The organism is Aquidulcibacter sp. (assembly GCF_020253525.1).
Classification (GTDB): Bacteria; Pseudomonadota; Alphaproteobacteria; order Caulobacterales; family Aquidulcibacteraceae; genus Aquidulcibacter.
The window spans coordinates 1-18502 of sequence record NZ_JADCBK010000051.1; the positions used below are offsets into that span (position 1 = coordinate 1).

11 protein-coding genes are annotated in these 18502 nt (G+C 56.5%); 5 read left to right on the forward strand and 6 right to left on the reverse strand.

Going from position 1 to position 18502, the window contains the following annotated elements:
- The 6 genes from zwf to IOB61_RS06765 form a co-directional block, all read right to left on the reverse strand.
- Positions 1-1116 (reverse strand): glucose-6-phosphate dehydrogenase (zwf, locus tag IOB61_RS06740; RefSeq protein WP_290814073.1); only part of this gene is annotated, 1116 nt, incomplete at its 3' end.
- A 73-nt stretch (positions 1117-1189) separates the two neighbouring features.
- Positions 1190-2890, reverse strand: a complete 1701-nt coding sequence (locus IOB61_RS06745) for an alpha-amylase family glycosyl hydrolase (RefSeq protein ID WP_290814076.1) — start codon at positions 2888-2890, stop codon at positions 1190-1192.
- 4 nt (positions 2891-2894) lie between these two features.
- Positions 2895-3773, reverse strand: a complete 879-nt coding sequence (locus tag IOB61_RS06750; protein WP_290814079.1) for a sugar ABC transporter permease — start codon at positions 3771-3773, stop codon at positions 2895-2897.
- Positions 3770-5575 (reverse strand): carbohydrate ABC transporter permease, encoded by a 1806-nt coding sequence (locus IOB61_RS06755; RefSeq protein WP_290814082.1) that lies wholly within the window; start codon positions 5573-5575, stop codon positions 3770-3772. The genes IOB61_RS06750 and IOB61_RS06755 overlap by 4 nt, the downstream gene beginning before the upstream one ends.
- On the reverse strand, positions 5572-6858 hold the full coding sequence (locus tag IOB61_RS06760; protein WP_290814085.1) for an extracellular solute-binding protein: 1287 nt from the start codon (positions 6856-6858) through the stop codon (positions 5572-5574). The genes IOB61_RS06755 and IOB61_RS06760 overlap by 4 nt, the downstream gene beginning before the upstream one ends.
- Before the next feature lie 3 nt (positions 6859-6861).
- Positions 6862-7974 (reverse strand): ABC transporter ATP-binding protein, encoded by a 1113-nt coding sequence (locus IOB61_RS06765; protein ID WP_290814088.1) that lies wholly within the window; start codon positions 7972-7974, stop codon positions 6862-6864.
- Between the two features lie 318 nt (positions 7975-8292).
- On the opposite strand from IOB61_RS06765, the gene IOB61_RS06770 reads away from it, so the two are divergent.
- The 5 genes from IOB61_RS06770 to IOB61_RS06790 are packed head-to-tail and all read left to right on the forward strand — an operon-like array spanning position 8293 to position 18004.
- Positions 8293-9162: a MurR/RpiR family transcriptional regulator gene (locus IOB61_RS06770; RefSeq protein ID WP_290814091.1), complete on the forward strand. Its 870-nt coding sequence runs from the start codon at positions 8293-8295 to the stop codon at positions 9160-9162.
- Positions 9162-11423: a 1,4-alpha-glucan branching protein GlgB gene (gene glgB / locus IOB61_RS06775; RefSeq protein ID WP_290814094.1), complete on the forward strand. Its 2262-nt coding sequence runs from the start codon at positions 9162-9164 to the stop codon at positions 11421-11423. The genes IOB61_RS06770 and glgB overlap by 1 nt, the downstream gene beginning before the upstream one ends.
- 14 nt (positions 11424-11437) lie before the next feature.
- A complete protein-coding gene (glgX, locus tag IOB61_RS06780) occupies positions 11438-13537 on the forward strand; it encodes a glycogen debranching protein GlgX (RefSeq protein ID WP_290814097.1) in 2100 nt (699 codons plus the stop codon).
- Positions 13527-15050, forward strand: coding sequence for a 4-alpha-glucanotransferase (malQ, locus tag IOB61_RS06785; RefSeq protein ID WP_290814100.1), 1524 nt, complete (start codon positions 13527-13529; stop codon positions 15048-15050). Before glgX ends, malQ begins: the two co-directional genes overlap by 11 nt.
- A 5-nt stretch (positions 15051-15055) precedes the next feature.
- Positions 15056-18004, forward strand: a complete 2949-nt coding sequence (locus IOB61_RS06790) for a glycoside hydrolase family 15 protein (protein ID WP_290814103.1) — start codon at positions 15056-15058, stop codon at positions 18002-18004.
- Positions 18005-18502 lie beyond the last annotated feature (498 nt).

Here is an 18502-nt window from a genome sequence, read left to right on the forward strand (position 1 = left end):
AACAAGTTGGTTGGGCTCCCCGCTGCCCCCAAACAGGCTATGGGGAGGTGGGCGGAAGGTCACGACAATTTCTGACCGGCGTGAGGGTAAACGCTTGCCCGTGCGCAGGTAAAATGGCACGCCAGACCAGCGCCAATTGGCAATCTCGGCCTTCAAAGCAACATAGGTCTCGGTCGAACTGGTCCGGTCAGGACCCAAATCTTCCAAATAGCCCTTCACAGCCTCATTCTCGACAAGGCCGGCGCGATACTGGCCGCGCACGCTGTGGCTGGCGATATCGGCCGGACCAATGGGCACCAGCGCCTGCAGCACTTTGATCTTCTCAGTACGAATGGCATCGGCATCCACTGAATTGGGCGGCTCCATCGCAACCAAGCATAAGAGCTGGAGCAAGTGGTTCTGCACCATGTCGCGCATGGCACCAGACTTGTCATAATAATCGCCACGGCTGCCAACACCGATCGTCTCAGCCACCGTGATTTGCACATGATCAATCGCCGCCCGCGACCAAACTGGCTCAAACAACGCATTGGCAAAGCGCAAGACCAAAAGGTTCTGGACCGTCTCTTTCCCGAGATAATGATCAATGCGGTAGACGCGATCTTCAGAGAAGACCTCTGCCACGGCATCATTGATCGCTTTGGCCGACATTAAGTCCCGGCCTAAGGGTTTTTCCAACACCACACGCGAAGCAGGCGATACAAGGCCCGCATCGCGCAATTGGGCGCAAATGCCGCCGAAGACCGATGGCGGCGTGGACAGATAGAAGACGCGAACCTTGTCCTCACCGCCTGCTAACGATTGCACAAGATGGTCCCACGGACCATCGGCCTTCGTGGCGTCAAGCGCTACATAATCAATCAAGGCCAAGAAGGCCTGAAACTCAGCAGACGACGGGTCGCCCTTGGCCAAATTGGCAAAACCTTCGCTTACGGATTTGCGAAAGGCTTCTTTGGTCATAGCTTGGCGGGCGACGCCAACAATACGGCTATCGGTTGGAATCTGGCCGTCCTTGAAGCGGTGGAACAGAGACGGGAACAGCTTCCGCAGCGCCAAATCCCCAGATGCACCGAAAACAACCAAATCAAAACTGGGGACGGGGACGAATTCAGCCATCAGTGCGCTCCATTGGAACATCAGGGTTAAAGGGATTTGTCACAAGATACAGCGCCAAATCAGTGTTTTTATCTCAAGGACGTGCAGCAGCCCCAGATGTTTGGATTCGCACAATGCCCGTACTCAAAGGTGGCAGGTCGATTTTGAGCCCCGATGAGCTTGTCTGCACCTGAATGTCACCAATCATGCGTTCAGCGCCAGCCAATTCCACTTCCGACAACGCGCTTGGGGTCAAGCTGATCGTCCGAGGCAGATCAGAAACATTCATCACAAACACAAATTTCTCCGCGCCCAGCGTCTTAAGATCCACATAGAGCTGTCGATCCGAATAGAGATGGGTCCGCGCACCGGCATAAAGAGCGGGGCTGACCTTACGTAAGGCCATTAACTCGGTCAGGTAGGCGCGCAGTGCAAGCGCTTTAGGCAGAACTTCCCTGTCTTTGGCATTGATACCGGGCAGTTTGACCATATTTCGAGCAATGTGGTCATCGCATTTCTGAAGCTCGCCGCAATTCTGGCGGATTTTCATCGAGAAGCCCGCAACTTCGGCACCCACTTCTTCGCCATAATAAGTTGTGATTGGGCCAGACCATGCCGCCATAAAGGTGAAGGCCAAGCGGTGGCGGGCCCAATAGACTTCTGACCTAGGCTCCCCCTTCCCGGCCCGCTGGATCAGATCGCCAAAGCGCACCAAATCATGATTGCCCAGCATCAGATTCATAATGGCGTGATCTGGATAGGTCGCATGGGCCCCCATGGCCCAAGCTTCTTGTAAGGTCGCTGCGGGCTTGCCCTTGGTACCATCCTCCCCCGTCGCGAGGATTTGGACCAAAGCATAGCGTGTGGGAAAATCAAACGCGCTGGGCAAGGCAGGCTCTTCCGTCGTGCCGAGGGAGGCGCGAATTCGTTCGGCCGTGCCCCAAATCTCCCCCACCACATAGCCCAGCCTGCCTTGATCCTTCGACGCTGCAGAGATGGATTTTACCAGCCGCGCCATGGGGCGATTGGGCACTTGATAGGCTTGATCAAGACGCCAGCCATCTATCCCATACACATCAATCCAATAGCGCGCGACTTCATCATAAAAAGCCAGAGACTTGGGATTATCAAAGTCCACCACTTCGCCGGGATAGGTCGAAGGATTGTTGAAATAGTCAGCGGGGCGGTTTGAGGCAGCAGGCACAAGACCCGATGGCGAGGGCGTCACATTGCCCTTATGGTGGCCAAAAACACCATCGAAAATGATCTTCAAGTCTCGCTGACGGGCGGCAGTGATCAGATCGCGCACATCTTGGGCCGTTCCAAACTGCGGATCGACTTTGAAATAGTCACGTGGATAATAGCCCGTGCCATCAAGGCGGGGATTGACCACTTTCTCGCCAGAATGGCGGTGTTGTGGGCTGCCCGCTGCACTGTCAAAAATCGGTGTCAGCCAAACGGCATTGAAGCCCATGGCCTTGATGCCATCGAGCGCTTGGATCACGCCTTTAATGTCCCCGGTATGGGGACCCGGGCCATAGCCGCCAATTGGATTATGCTCTGGCGAGCCATCGACAAAGGTGCCGACCATGACTTGATAGAGGCGCAACTCGCAAAAGGGGCTACCCCCCCGATTGCATGGCAAGCGGGCTTCGGTCTGGCCCATGGGGGCAGAAATGACAGTCGGGGCTTCAGCGGGCTTTGCCGCAACAGCGCCAGCCGAGACAAATCCCACGCCTGCCATCGCAATAATAGAAAAGCGCAGCGCCCCGCCTATCCAAGCCCGAAACGCCATCCGATCAGCCCTTCACGCCACCGGCTGTTAGGCCCGATACGAGGAAACGCTGCAACATCAAGAACAGCAGAACCACTGGCAGGGACACCAGAATAGAGCCCGCAGCGAAATAGCCCCATTGCGAAGAATATTCACTCACAAAGAAGCGCAATCCGACGGGGGCAGTATAAAGCGCCTCTTCATCCATGAATGTGGCGGCCAGAATAAACTCATTCCACGCCGTCATAAAGCTGAAGAGGGCCGTTACGGCGACAGCCGGGCGGGCCAAGGGCAAAACGATTTGGAAGAAAATGCGCGAAGGCGAACAGCCGTCCATAATTGCGCTTTCTTCAATCTCAATCGGGATGGAGTCGAAATAGCCCTTCAGCATCCAGACGCAGAAGGGAATGGCGGTGACCGAATAAACAATCACGAGCGCCCAAACCGAGTTATCGAGATCAAGCCAATCCACAATGATCACATAAAGCGGGATCAGCATCAAAGTGCCCGGAAACATTTGCGTGACCAGAAATAAGGTCATGCCAAATTCGCGGCCCTTAAAGCGGAAGCGCGAGAAGGCGTATCCAGCAGAGCACGCCAAGGCGACCCCAAAGACGGTGGTCAGGGCGGCCACCAATAAGCTGTTCAGCATCCATTTGAGGAAGGGCTGATCCCGCAGCACGCCGACAAAGTTTTCCATCGACCATTGCGCGGGAACAGGGGTTGCCGCCCGCATCCGATCCCAAAAGCCTGGATTGGCCGGCAAGTCTGCAAGGCCGATATTCTGGGTGCCCGAGAACGCCAAAGCAAACACCCAGAAGATCGGGTAAAGCGCAAACAAAGTGATGAGGATGAGAATGGGGTGCAGCCACAGCGGCGCGCGCTTTTGATCGGATGACGTCATTTGTTATTGGCCTCCGTGGCAGAAGTCGCGCGGATCTGGAACACGCCATAGATCAACAGGATCAAGAAAATCACCACCGAATAGGCGGCCGCATAGCCGTATCGATATTCCTCAAACGCGATGCGGTAAGCCCGTGTCACAAGGATTTCGTTGGCCCCAGAAGGCTGCCCGGCGCTGACCAGATAGATCACATTGAACATGTTAAACGTCCACACGACCGAAACGATGATGGCAGGCAGAAGGGCGGGTCGCAGGCTGGGCAAGGTAATCAGCCAGAATTGTTGCCAGGGTGAGGCCCCATCAATGCGGGCGGCTTCATACATATCTTCATCCACCGCCTGAAGCGCGCCAAGTGCGACCACCATCATGAAGGGAAAGGACAGCCACGCATTGGTGGCAAGGCCGGTGATAAAGCTGGGCCCCACGCTATCAAACCATTGAACGGGTTGGCCCCCAAAGGCTTGGATGGCTTGGTTGATCGCGCCAAATTGTGGGTGGAACATGCCCTTCCACGTCAAAGCCGTGATGTAATTGGGAATAGCCCACGGCAGGATCAGAAGTGTGCGATAGATCGCAACCCCGCGCAGGCCTTTGATATTGAGCAGGAGCGCCATCCCGAGGCCAATCGCCACCCCCAAAACGACATTGGAGGCCGTCCAAACAATGGTGACACCCAAGGTCCAATAGAAGTTCTGATAGTTAAAGGCTGCTCCATTGCCGCCGAAATTAAAGTCACCCAAAATGCTGGCATAATTGGCAAACCCAACCCAGCGATCACTCCAGCTTGCGCCTTGGTTCAGCAAAGTCGTGTCGGTAAACGACAGGATAAAGCCATAGAAGAAGGGGAAGAAGGCCAGTGCCAACATGCCAATCAAGGCGGGCGCAACATAGGCATAGGCGGTGGGGTTTTCTTTGAGCGCCCGCCACGTTGAAGATGCGGCCCCGAAACTGATGAAGCCGCCAATCAAGGCACCAAGCCCACCCAAAAACAGAAGCGACGTATTAAGCGCCGCCCCGTCCACCGCGCCTGCAACGACAGCCGAGTCCAACCGCGCAACATCACCGGCAAGTGTTAGGCCGTTGCTGGTGGCCACTGCCCACATCGCCTCATCTACAGCGCGGGCTGTGGTGTTAAGATTGTCGAGAAGTACTTGCGAGGTCGTGGCCAGATTGGTTCCTGTGAACTGCCCCAGCACAAAGGCAACGCCCAGCGGCAAAGCCAAACCCGCCCACGCACCGAGCTTTGGCTGAACGAGGGCGAGACCAGCAATCACCAGAATGCCAAGGCCAATTGCCCCCCATTGTAGCGGGGAAATGAGCGCTGGACCTGATGTTTTCGACGTTTGGACAATCTCGACCATACCGACGCGCTGGCCAGCCACGACCAAAGGTGCGGCTGCATGGGCCCCCAAGGCCTCTGGCTTAAGCTTTGCGCCTTCTATCGGTAGGCCAAGGATCAAATCATAGAGGGGCTTTTCGTTCAGGTTTAGCGGACGGGGTGCAGCTTCACCGGGCCAATTACTGACGGCCAATTGCTTGCCGTCTCGCATAACCAGACGATAGCGATCGCCTTCCCGGCCTGAGCGCTTGAGCACATCGGCCATCAAGGTGCCAATTGTTTGGTCGCTAAGCCCCGCCTCTAGGCCCGCCGAACCCAGTTTTGCCAAATCAGACGCCGTCACCAAGGCAACCGCGCCTGAGGCCGCTTCATCGCGATGTTGAGCGGCTTGCTGCAGGAAGAACAAAGCCCCGGAAATGACAATCAAGAGGGCGAAGAAGATCGCGCTTAAATTACGTTTCATGCCCGTCCCCCAGCTTGGGAAGCCCGCAAGGCGTCAATGGCTGCTTGCACTTCGGCTTGGCAATCATTCCAAGCCGATTGCGATGTCGTTTCCATTTTGGTGAAGCGCTTCATAGCTTTATCCGCCGGCGACCAAACCAATGTCATCTCTGGCAAATTGGGCATAGGCACGGCCAAAGCGCCTTGGGCTTTGAATGCGGAAATGATGGGATCATTCGCGATGGCGGGTACGCGATAGGCCGCCTCTGATGCGGACAATTGCCCGCCCTTTTGTGCCATAATGGTCGAGCCCTGCGGCCCGGCCAAAAATTTCGCAAATTGCCAAGCTTCGTGCTCGTCGGCTGTACCTGCGGCCAGATAGATGGCCTCAATCGTCATCCAGGGCCGCATGGGTTGATTATTGGCTTCTGAAATCATCGGCAAAACCGCAATGCCCAGATCAATAGTCTTGGCCGCTTCGCCCAAAAACCACGGTCCACTCATAACCATGGCGGCGCGCTCTTCGTTAAATAGCGCCGTCACCAGTGAGTTGGCGGGATCATCTGGCAAAAGGTTAAGCTCTGACCGCCATTTGCGCACCAGATCAGAGGCTGCGACATTGGCAGGATCATTCAGGATCAAATCCCCCGCCGCATTAAAGGCACCCCCACCAAAGCCATTGGCAATGCCCGCATGGAAGAAATAATCGTCATAGGCATAAGCAAAGCCAAACCGACCACGCGCTTTATCTGTGAGCTTTGTCGCGATCTCAACGAGTTCTTTGGTGGTGCGCGGCGGATTAGGGACTAATCTTTTGTTGTAGATTAAGGCGGCAGATTTGAAGTTCAACGGCAAGGCATAGGTCACGCCCTTATAGGTCGTGGCGTCCAGCATGCCCGGCAAAAAGCCTTGGCGATCTTCCTCGCTTAAGAAGAAATCGATGGCCGCGACCGTATTGCCGCTTTCAACCCAGCCGCCCATACGATCATGGGAGAAGATGAAAAGGTCAGGGCCCTTATTGCGGGGCACCGCCGCTGAAATCTTGTCGGCAAAGGCGTCATTAGGCACCCCGACGCAGCGGACAGGGCGGGCTTTACCAGCGACTTGGGCAGAATAAAGGGCCGCAACTTCTTCCAGGGCGGCCTTCTCGCGACCGCGATAAGAATGCCAAACCACCAGAGCATCGCGTTTAGGACCCGCAGATTTGCCACAAGCGGCCAATAGCGCGGTGCCGGACAACCCGAGCCCTGCTGCTAGGAATGATCGTTTGGTGGGTGATCCCCCGTGACTTGTGCGCCAAGCCATGGGTTAAACCTTCTCGGCTAAGCGCAGATTGGTCTTGCTATCGAAGAAATGCGCCTTGCTGAGATCGGCTTCCACTTCGACCCATTCCCCCAATTTGGGCGTGGGGGCCTCACCATGGCTCTTGGCGATCAAAGTGGTGCCATCGACATCGAGATGGGTCAGAACCTCGTGGCCTAAGGTCTCCACCATTTCGACCCGTCCTTTGAATTGGGCGGCCGCGTCAAAACTGCCCTGCCCCTTCACGCGAACATCCTCTGGGCGGAAACCGATCAGGACGCTGTCAGCTGTTTGGGCCGAAGGCTCCCACCGATCCGGCATCGCAAAACCAGGCGAGGCCGCATGCGAAATCGCCCGTCCGGCCAGCTGTGTGGTCAAAATTGACATGCTGGGCGCGCCGATAAAGCGGGCGACAAAGACGCTGCTCGGACGGTGATAGAGCTCCAAGGGCGTGCCAACCTGCATCAGATTGCTGTCGCCGGCTTCGGCCAAAGGCGCTAGCACGGCGATCCGGTCGCCCATGGTCATGGCTTCGGTTTGATCGTGCGTGACATAAACGGCGGTGGTGCCTAAGCGCTTCTGCAAGCGCGAAATCTCAGCCCGCATGCCAGTCCGCAGCTTGGCGTCGAGGTTTGACAAAGGCTCATCAAACAAAAAGACCGCAGGATCGCGGACAATGGCGCGCCCCAGCGCCACACGTTGTCGTTGCCCCCCAGAAAGCGCTTTAGGCTTGCGATCCAAATAGGGGTCAAGACCCAAAATGGCCGACGCCTCTTGCACGCGCTTTTCAATCTCGGCTTTCGGCATTTTTCGCACCTCAAGACCGAAGGCGACATTTTGGCGAACCGTCATATGGGGGTAAAGCGCATAGGACTGAAACACCATGGCAACGTCGCGGTCTTTGGGCTTCAGATCATTCACAACCCGATCTGCAATCTTCAAATTGCCAGAGGAGACCGATTCAAGGCCGGCAATCATCCGCAGGGCGGTCGACTTGCCACATCCAGACGGCCCAACCAGAACCATGAACTCGCCATCCTTGATGTCGAGCGATAAGTTCTTGATGACATCAGTTTCGCCATATCGCTTTGCGACGGTTTCAAAAGTGATGCCTGCCATGCCGTTTTCCTGCCCCGGTTATTTCGGCAGAAGCTGGAAATTTCAGTCGCGAAGGAGCCACTTATGAAACCGAAGGGCCGCTGCCCATCAGACAAATGTTGGTCCAAAGCCAAGATAAATACCCGACTAGGCCCACTTCTCTCCCCGACTGCAGTTTCCGCCCTGTGGAGGGTTCGCCTGCCGTTCATTGGTTTTGGTATTGCACATTTGATGTAGCAAAACTACAAAACCTGCGCAACACGCGTTCAAGGGTGGCATTGGGCGCAGATTATTCGTATAAATCAAGCCAAGAAACAAAGGGCGGGAGGGAAAAAGACGATGATCATCAGTCAGATCGATTCTCATCTCGCGGACTTGCGCCCGTCTGAACAGCGTGTAGCGCGCTTTGTTTTGGGCCGCCCGACTGTCGTCGTTGAAATGTCCATTGCCGATCTGGCCGAGCGTGCCGATGTGTCAGAACCCACGATCATGCGCTTTTGTAAGGCCATAGGCTGTATGGGCTTTATGGACTTTAAGCTGAGCCTTGCGCGAGATCTTGAGCGCCGCACCTTGTCCATGAGCCGCCAGAACCCGCATGTGAAGGGCCATAGCGGGCTTGGCCAAGCCTTGTTTGAGCAAGTCTCAAAGACCTTGGGCCAAAAGGGAACCACCCTCGCACTTGATGAGTTAGAAACCCTTTTGGAGATTTGCGCCGGGAGCGGGCGAATCATTGTGCTGCATTCGGGCGCAGAAACTCTGTTTGCAGACACGCTGGTGAATGCCTTGCGGGGCTGTGGCTTAGAAGTATGCGACCAAACCACCGCCGATATCAGCGGACGGCGCGACAGCATCTTAGTCATTGCACTGAAATCGAGCGTTCGCATTCCAAAGGTTGAGCAAACCCTGCAAGATGTGTGCGCCGCGGGCGGGCGGGTTGCCCTGATCGGCCATACAGGCTTGCCAGCCACGCTTGCGCTGGGCGAGTTTGACGTCGGCCTTGCCGACCATATTGCTTATGCAGCCACGATCGAAGCTTTAAGGCTTGGGATCGAGGCGCGCCTATCCAAGAGCGGACATTTCTCACAAGCAGATTCGGAAATGCTGCAGTCGCAGCGCGAAAATGCCTATGCCGATGCGCGCCGCAGAGACCGGCAGAGCGCGCTGAAGGCAAATCCGGACGACACGACTTTTTATGAGGATGCGCGCTAATGGCCACCAAAACGACCCGGGCAAAACCGGCGAAGGCCGCTTTGAATGGCTCGGCCCAGCTAGGGCCTGCTTTGGCAGACCAAAGCGAAATTCTCGCTTTAGTCGCAGGCACACATACAAACCCATTTGCCTTCTTAGGCCCTCATGGCGATGCGGAAGCCCATGACGTTACAATCCGCTGTTTTCTGCCTGCTGCAGAAAGTGTGACGCTGGTCGCGCCAGATCAAAAGCTCTCACTCGCAATGACAAAAGTGCATCCAGACGGCCTTTTTGTCGCCAACATCGCCAAACCCAAGCAGCCCTTAACCTATCATTATCTGGCAAGCTGGGACGGGGAAGAGGTACGCCTTGAAGACCCCTATCGGTTTGCAGGGATTTTGAACCCGAAGGAAATCCTTCGCTTCCGCCAAGGCCAACTCTGGCGGGCTTGGGAATGTTTGGGCTCCAGGCCCATCACACTGGACAAGGTTGAGGGCTATGCTTTTGCGGTTTGGGCCCCAGCTGCGCAGCGGGTTTCGGTCGTCGGCCCCTTCAACAATTGGGATGGGCGTCGCCATATCATGCGCAAGCTGCATGATGCCGGAATTTGGGAGATTTTCATCCCCGGCCTGTCGGCGAACGATATCTATAAATATGAGATTATTGGCGCAAACGGAGACCTCCAGCCCTTAAAGTCTGACCCGTTTGGCCAAGCCGCAGAGTTGCGCCCTGCCAATGCCAGCCGCTTGGTGAATCCGCCCAAGCACATCCAAAGCGACCAAGCCTGGCTAAAGTCGCGCCATAGCCGACACGGCCTCGATGCGCCCATTTCAGTCTATGAAGTCCATGCGGGCTCCTTCCGCCGCAAGCCCGAAGAGGGTAACCGCCCGCTGACCTATGGCGAGCTGGGCGATTGGCTGATCCCCTATGTGCGCGACATGGGCTTTACCCATGTGCAATTCATGCCGTTGACGGAATATCCCTTTGATGGCTCTTGGGGCTATCAGCCTGTTGGTCTGTTTGCCACCACCAGCCGCTATGGCACACCTGATGAGTTCCGCGCTTTGGTGGCCCGTCTGCATGAAGCAGAAATCGGCGTGTTATGTGATTTCGTGCCCGCCCACTTCCCGATTGATGGCCATGGCTTGAACCGGTTTGACGGCACCGCACTCTATGAACATGCCGACCCGCGCCTTGGCTTCCACCCCGATTGGAAGACCAATATTTATGACTTCACCAAGCCCGAAGTCGTCAATTTTCTGGTTTCCTCGGCCTTGTTCTGGCTCGACCGCTTCAAAATTGATGGCCTGCGCGTCGATGCTGTCAGCTCCATGCTCTATCTCGATTATTCTCGCGCAGATGGAGAATGGATCCCCAATATCTATGGCGGCAATATCAATCTTGAAGCTGTCCAATTCATGCGCCGCTTGAATGAGATGTGCTATGGCGAGGCCGATGGCATCATGATGGTGGCCGAAGAATCCACCGCTTGGGCAGGCGTTTGTAAACCTACTTATGACGGCGGGTTGGGCTTTGGGTTCAAATGGAACCTCGGCTGGATGCATGACACGCTCCAATATATGAGCCGCGACCCCATCCACCGCGCCTGGCACCATGGCGAGATCACCTTTGGCTTAGCCTATGCTTGGTCCGAGAACTTCATGCTCGCGCTCAGTCATGATGAAGTCGTCCATGGCAAGGGCTCGATCTTTTCGCGCATGCCCGGCGATGATTGGCAGCGCTATGCAAACTTGCGCGCCTATTACGCTTTGATGTGGGCCCATCCCGGCAAGAAATTGTTGTTCATGGGGGCTGAATTTGGCCAAGTCGCCGAATGGAACCATGAAGGCAGCCTTGATTGGCATTTGTTAGATCAACCCAGCCATAAAGGGGTTCAGTCTCTGGTCCGGGATCTGAACAAACTCTATCGTACAACCCCTGCCCTACATCAACGCGATTGCGATCCCTCAGGCTTTGAATGGGTTCAGGCCGATGCGGCGGATGTGTCAGTGTTTGCCTTCTTGCGCTGGAACCACGACCGTTCGGAAAAAGTCCTCGCTTTGATCAATATGACCCCCGTGCCCCGCGTCGAATACCGGGTGGGCGTGCCCCATGGTGGGGCTTGGAAGGTGATCCTGAACACAGATTCTTCGGCCTATGATGGGTCTAATTTCGAAGGCCCCATTTGGGTGGAGGCAGAGGCCATGCCTTTCAATGGCCAGCCCGCTTCGATTGTTCTGACCCTGCCACCGCTTGCAGGCCTTTATCTCGTTCCGGCATAGGAAACAGGATCTGAATGCTGCTGCGACTGGAACCAGGCAACCCAAATCAATTGGGGGCGACGCTCGGTGAGGGTGGCGTCAATTTTGCGCTGTTCAGTGCCCATGGCGTCCGGGTTGAGCTCGTTTTGTTTTCCAGCGATGGACGTCAAGAAATTGCGCGCGCCGATCTGCCAGCCCGCAAGGGCGACATCTGGCATGGCTTTGCCCCCAAGCTGGGGGCTGGAACCGTCTATGGTTACCGCGTCCATGGGCCCTATCGGCCAGATCAAGGGCACCTCTTCAACCCGCATAAAGTCTTGCTGGACCCCTATGCAAAGGCTGTGGCTGGCACCTTTCATTGGGGGCCAGAGCATTTTGGCTATTTCTACGAAAGCCATGACCCCGATGGGATGGCCGATCCTCGCGACAATAGCGCGACATGCCTTAAAGGGGTGGTCGTCGATCCCGCCGCACTTGCCCCCCTGCCCCGCCATCAAGGCAAACCGTGGCGCGAAACCCTAATTTATGAGCTGCATGCCAAGGGCTTTACCATGCAGCTGCCGGGTTTGTCTGAGAAAGAGCGTGGCACATTTGCAGGTCTCGGCAGCCAAGCAGCCCTCGATTATCTATGCGCGCTGGGCATTACAACGATCGAGCTTTTGCCCATTCACCAATTCATTCACGACAAATTTCTCGTCGATCAGGGCCTGAAGAATTATTGGGGCTATAACACGCTCAATTATTTCGTCCCGCATGGCGACTATGCCATGGGTGAGCCCATCGCAGAGATGCGGGCTTTTGTCCAAAACGCCCATGCCCGCAATCTCGATGTCTGGATGGATGTGGTCTATAACCACAGTTGTGAGGGCAATCGGCATGGACCAACCCTGTCCTATCGCGGGATCGACAACGCCTCTTACTACCGGCTGAACCCGCAAGACCCAAGTCGCTATGCCGACATTAGCGGCTGTGGCGCAACGCTGAACGCCGCCCATCCCCACGTGCAAAACCTGATCGTGGACTCCTTGGCCCATTGGACACAATGCTATGGCCTCGATGGCTTCCGCTTTGACATTGCCCCCTCGCTCGGCATGGATGAGGCCGGCCACTTTAGCCGTGAGGCCCCCTTCTTTGCTGCAGTCCGGCGCGACCCGCGGCTAAAGGACGTTAAACTTATCGCCGAAGCATGGGATGCGGCCGGGGGCTATTATGTTGGCGATTTCCCATCGGACTGGGCCGATTGGAACGGCAAAGCACGTGATTCAATCCGGCAATTCTGGCGCGGCGACACAGATAAAGCGCGCGACTTTGCCAAGGCCTTAGCGGGCACACCGGACTTGTTTCGCCATAAGGGCAAGCCGGTTGAGGCCAGCATTAACTTCATCGCTTGCCATGATGGCTTCCCGCTGTTGGACCTCACGCGTTATTCCCAAAAGCACAACCATGCCAATGGCGAGAATAATCGCGATGGGGGCGATCATGATTTCTCGGCCAATTATGGGGTTGAGGGCGAAACCGCCAATCGCGAAATTGAAGAGCTGCGCGAGCGGCAAGCCCGCAATATGTTGGCCAGCGTCTTTCTAAGCTTTGGCACGCCCATGCTGTTGGCCGGCGATGAAATGGGTCGCACGCAAGGGGGCAACAATAATGCCTACTCGCAAGACAATGAAATCAGTTGGCTTGATTGGCGATTGCCCAGCTCTCGCCTTGGCGGGCAACGCTTAAGCTTTACCAAACAACTCATCGCTTTGCGCAAAGAGATGTTTTCAGGCTTTCCAGACGGCCATCCCAATGGCCCGGGCGAGCGCGAGCCGACCATTGCGTGGTGGAGTGTGTGGGGCAATCTGATGACCCACAGCGATTGGATGGATGAGAAGACCCAGTGTTTTGCGGCTATCTATGAGCCGCGCGGCTGGTTGATCCTGTTCAATGCCAGTCTGGCCGATGCAGCCTTCATCTTGCCCCCCACCGGGACCGGCATCTGGCGCATGGCGCTGACCACCGCCGACCCCATTCGCCCCACCCAAGATCAAGTGGCCGCGGGCGGGCAGACCATTCACCTTCCTGCACGAACCCTGATCGTGTTTTCGCGTGACACCTCAAGAACAATTGGAAAGACCGGACATGGCTTTTGATCGCATCAGTGGCATTTTGCTCCACCCCACCAGCTTGCCTGGCCCCTATGGTATTGGGGAAATTGGCGATGAGGCCATGGCCTTCATCGATGCTTTGGCCGAGTCTGGTCAAAAACTATGGCAAATCCTGCCCATTAATGCGACCGGCAATAATGCCAGCCCCTATTCGGCGACCACAACCTTTGCCGCCAATCCGCTTTTGATCGACATCGATGGCTTGATTGAAGCAAAGCTATTGACCGCAGACGAAGTGGCCCATCTGAAGGCTCTGCCACAGGTGAAGGTCGATTATGAGGTAACCGTGCCCGCCCGTCTTGGCGTGCTGCGCTTGGCTGGCAGTCGCCTGGCAGCGCAAAAGGACCATCCCCTGGCGAGCGGCCTTGCTGCGTTTAAAGCGAAGCATGGTGCGGCATGGCTAGATGATTATGCCTTGTTTGAAGCCATTTCGGTTTCCCGCCAGCGCCAAGGCTGGATGCATTGGCCCGACGATCTACGCCGCAGGGACCCTGCAGCCTTAGCTGAGGCCCGCAAGGACTTGGCAGACGATATTGCCGCGATCGAGGCCCTTCAATTTCTGTTTGATCTGCGCTGGCAGCGCTTGCGTCAGCATGCAGCGTCGAAGGGCATTATGATCATTGGCGATATGGCGATCTTTGTTGCCCATGATTCAGCCGATGTGTGGGCACGGCCTGACCTGTTCAAATTGGACAAGGACTTTAATACCCGGGTTGGGGCGGGTGTTCCGCCGGACTATTTCAGCGCTACGGGTCAGCTGTGGGGCAATCCCATTTATGAATGGGACAAAATGGCTGAAGACGGCTTTTCGTGGTGGGTGGCCCGCATGCGCCGCTTGCTGGACTTTGCCGATGCGGTCCGGATCGACCACTTCCGTGGCTTTGCCTCGTGCTGGGAAACCCCGGCTGGTGAAACGACCGCGATCAATGGCCAATGGGTTGATGTTCCAGGTGACGCTTTGTTCACCGCAATCACCACTGCCTTGCCCGATCTGAAAGTGATCGCCGAAGATTTGGGCCATATCACCGAAGACGTCATCGCCTTGCGCGACAAATTTGCCTTCCCCGGCCTTAAAATCCTAGAGTTTGAGTTTGGCGATGGCCCGCCACGCGACGAGCGCCACCCCTATCATTATCCCGCCGCAACCGTCTGCTATCCCAGCACGCACGACAATAATACGGTGATTGGCTGGTTCAAAAATGACGGTCGCGAAGCCGCAGAGCGCGCCAATGATGCCCCGCGTGAAGCCGCTGCCGCATTAGAATTGCTTGGGGGTGACGGCAGTGATTTGCACTGGCGCTTCATTGAATTGGCCATGCAATCTGGCTCCAATCTCGCCATTATTGCGCTACAGGATGTCTTTGGACTCGATGGCAATGGCCGGATGAATACACCAGGCACCATTGAAGACAATTGGAACTGGCGGTTCCAGACTGGCGACTTCACCCCTGCAGCCCGGCAAAAGCTGCGTGACCTTGCGAAAGAATACGGACGCTAACCGACATGAACGACCAAGCCCCGGACATGGAAGCGCGCCTCAGTCATTGGTATGACCATATAGACGCGATCTTTCTGAAGCGCTTGAGCGCCGAAGCAGGCCTTTTGCCTGCCAGCACCGCCAAAACCGTCCATGGGGATTATGCGCATGCTTGGGTGCGCGACAATGTCTATTCCATCCTTGGCGTTTGGGGCTTGGCGTGTGCTTATAAGCGGCTGGAGCCGGGTTCTGAGCGGACGCATTTTTTAGAAGCCAATGTCATTCGGCTGATGCGGGGCCTGCTTTCGGCCATGATGGGTCAGGCCGATAAGGTTGAGCGGTTTAAGCATACGCAAGACCCACTTGATGGTCTGCACGCAAAATATGATGCGGCCACAGGAAAGCCTGTTGTTGGCGATGCCCATTGGGGGCATTTGCAGATTGATGCGACCTCCCTCTTCCTGTTGTTCTTGGCACAAATGACGGCTGGCGGGCTCAAGATTCTCAAGACCGCCGATGAAGTCGATTTTGTCCAAAACCTCGTACATTATATTGGCCCCGCTTACCGGATTGCCGATTATGGGATTTGGGAGCGTGGCCGCAAATCCAATGACGGCGTTGTCGAAATCAACGCGAGCTCCGTCGGCGTTGCCAAAGCAGCGCTGGAGGCCATGGATGGATTGGACTTTGGCTGTCAGGCCCGCGGCCCCATTCGGGTACCAGCTGATGATATTGCCCGGGCGCGCGAGACCTTGCAGGTCCTGTTGCCGGGCGAATCCGCCTCTAAAGAAACTGATGCCGCTTTGCTGGCGGTGGTTGGCTGGCCCGCTTTTGCGGTCGACGACAAGGTGATGATTGCTCATACGCGCGGTCGTATCCTGGATCGGCTGGCTGGGCGCTATGGCTGCAAGCGGTTTTTGCGCGACGGCCATCAAACGACGGTGGAAGACGAGCACCGCTTACACTATCACGCTGGTGAGCTCTCAAAATTCGCCAATATCGAATCCGAATGGCCGCTTTTCTTTACCTATCTCCTGGTTGATGCGGAGATGACAGGGGATAAGCGCGGTGCAGGTGCTTGGGCAGACAGGCTGGATCCCTTGTTCCAAATCCGCGATGGCCTGCCCCTGTTGCCAGAGCTTTATTATGTCGAGGCCGATGCGGTGGAGGCAGAAGCTGCCGCACCGGGCAGTCAAGACCGCGTCGCCAATGCCAATTTGCCGCTCTTGTGGGCACAGTCTCTCTGGGCATTGGGCGCCATGCTGCAAGAAGGCCTTTTGGCCCCTGAAGACATTGACCCACTTGGTCGACGCCATCACCTCAATCGTACCCATCAGCCGGAAATCGCCTTTGCGATTGTCGCCGAGGATGAGGAAACCGCTGCGAAGCTTTCCGACTTGGGACTAATTTGTGACCGGATGGCCGAGCTTGGATCGGAGGTCACCATCCGTCCAGCCGGGGATTTGGTCAGCGTTTGGACCCAGATTGGCAGCAATGCGGACTTGGGTCTAACGGGGCGACCAGAAAAGCGGCTAGGGCCTTTGGCCAATGCCTATATCTATGAGGCCGAAGGGCAGCCAGTTGTGTTCTCGGCAACGCTTCTAGAGGCCCATGACCACCATATTCGCTATGATGCGGCCGCCCGAGCACGCCGCCTGCGCGGCGATCTTCGCTATGTGGCGCGGCATTGGCGGGGGCAGGATAATCCTGTCTTTATCCTCTGCGTCGATGCAACCGCCATGCAAGGGACCGGCGTGGACCGCCTGATCGAGCTTTTGCACGAGGTTCAGCGCGGCCAAGTGGACTTTGCCAGAACCAAACTGATGCGCATGGACGACGTGTTGCGCGCTCAGGCCAAGTCTCGGTCAATTGGCTCTCTCTTGCGGCATGAAACCAAGACAGAATTGAAACCAAGCCTGCCCCAGTCCATCGACCAAGGCTTTGGGCCCAGCTTGGATCAGGCCATCGCATCGGGCGATCAAGCAGAAGTCGAGCGGATTTACGAAGCGGCCGGACGGGCGGGCGATTGGGCAACAGCCCGGCGGGGTGCTGCATCTTTGAACCGCACCGACCCCCGACTACAGGATTCAGCCAAAGACATTGTGGTTCGATTGCGCCGCCTTGGTCTTGGCGAAGGGCGTGTCATTACCCGCCCTGTCTCGGAGGGCGAGCTTGTGACCATGATCGAGGATGGTCTGCACTCCAAATTGCATGCGGTGATTGCTCAAGAAGTTTTGCAAGCACTGGGACTGTTCAGCAAATCTGACTCCAATGCCGTGCGTGGCATGAGAACAATCCGCCTGACGGAAATCGTGGGACGATTGGGACAAGAAGAAGCCGGCGGGATGGATAATCTGGTGGCAGAACCCCCGAGCATTTTGTTTGACCGCGTGAAGTCCATCCTGTTGGAAACACCTTCCGTTCGGGCGGTGGTCTCCCCTGCCCCCGCGTTTGCTTTAACACCCTCGGCGCAAGCAATTGGCAATGACTGGGAACAATGGCGCGAACGTCTGGGCATTTTGACCCGCGTGGGCAATGACTTCTTTGCCCGCCTATGGTCCTTGCTGCATGTTTGCCCCGGTATTGTGTTTGGCGCGAATAACCGACTGGACGCAGCGGTCGCGCGGTCTGACTTGACGGCTTGGGAAAAAGATTTCGCGTTGGAGATTGAAGTCCGGCTTGAGACCATCCCCGACCCGGCCTATCGCACCTTCTGCCTCGAGGCGCTGAATGTCCTCGCCAATCGCCATGAGCGCGATCCCGACTATCGGGTTGAGCAAGACATTATTCTCGATGATCTCATCCATGATGCGGTGGCTTGGATTTGGCGCCAAGCGGGTCATGGCGAGCCAGATTGGACAGAGGCGGGTCCCGTTTGGGCGATGGCGCGCCATGCTGATGCACAGACGATGGCGCTCGCGCTTTATGCGTGTTGTGAGAAGTATAAAGCCACTTCTGAACCCGCTTTCTGCTGATCCGCCAGCTGCGCAGGTTGCCTGCACCGCGTGTGTGATACCCCGACGAATTGAGCGCGTGAATTTGCGTTGCGAGGCGGCCCCTCATGTGGGCTGATGGGCAGAAACGCGACTTTAGACCCACCTGCCAACCCTGAACGGCACGCTTCCCCTCCCCTTTTTGCGGATTTTTGCGTCAACACGTCCTCATAATCGGCGTGCAGGCGCGTGGACAGATCTAGAATGTGGCCATGTCGATGTGTCAGCTCGTGGACGCCTCCGCAATCTTACATTTGGGCGCGCCCACAAGGCTGCAAGCCCGCACGGGGATAGGTGGGTGTGTGGACACGCCCACAAGCCGACATTTCATCGCCTCAGGGCCTTCGAAGGCCTCCCAAAGCTGAAAATCGTGCGCCCAGCTGCGCTGATGGGCTGGCACAGCCTTGCCAGCCCCCTCACCTGCCCCGCTGCGGCTCAAAAATCGACCAGGAGCGCCCTGTTCGCCAAAAGACCGTGTGA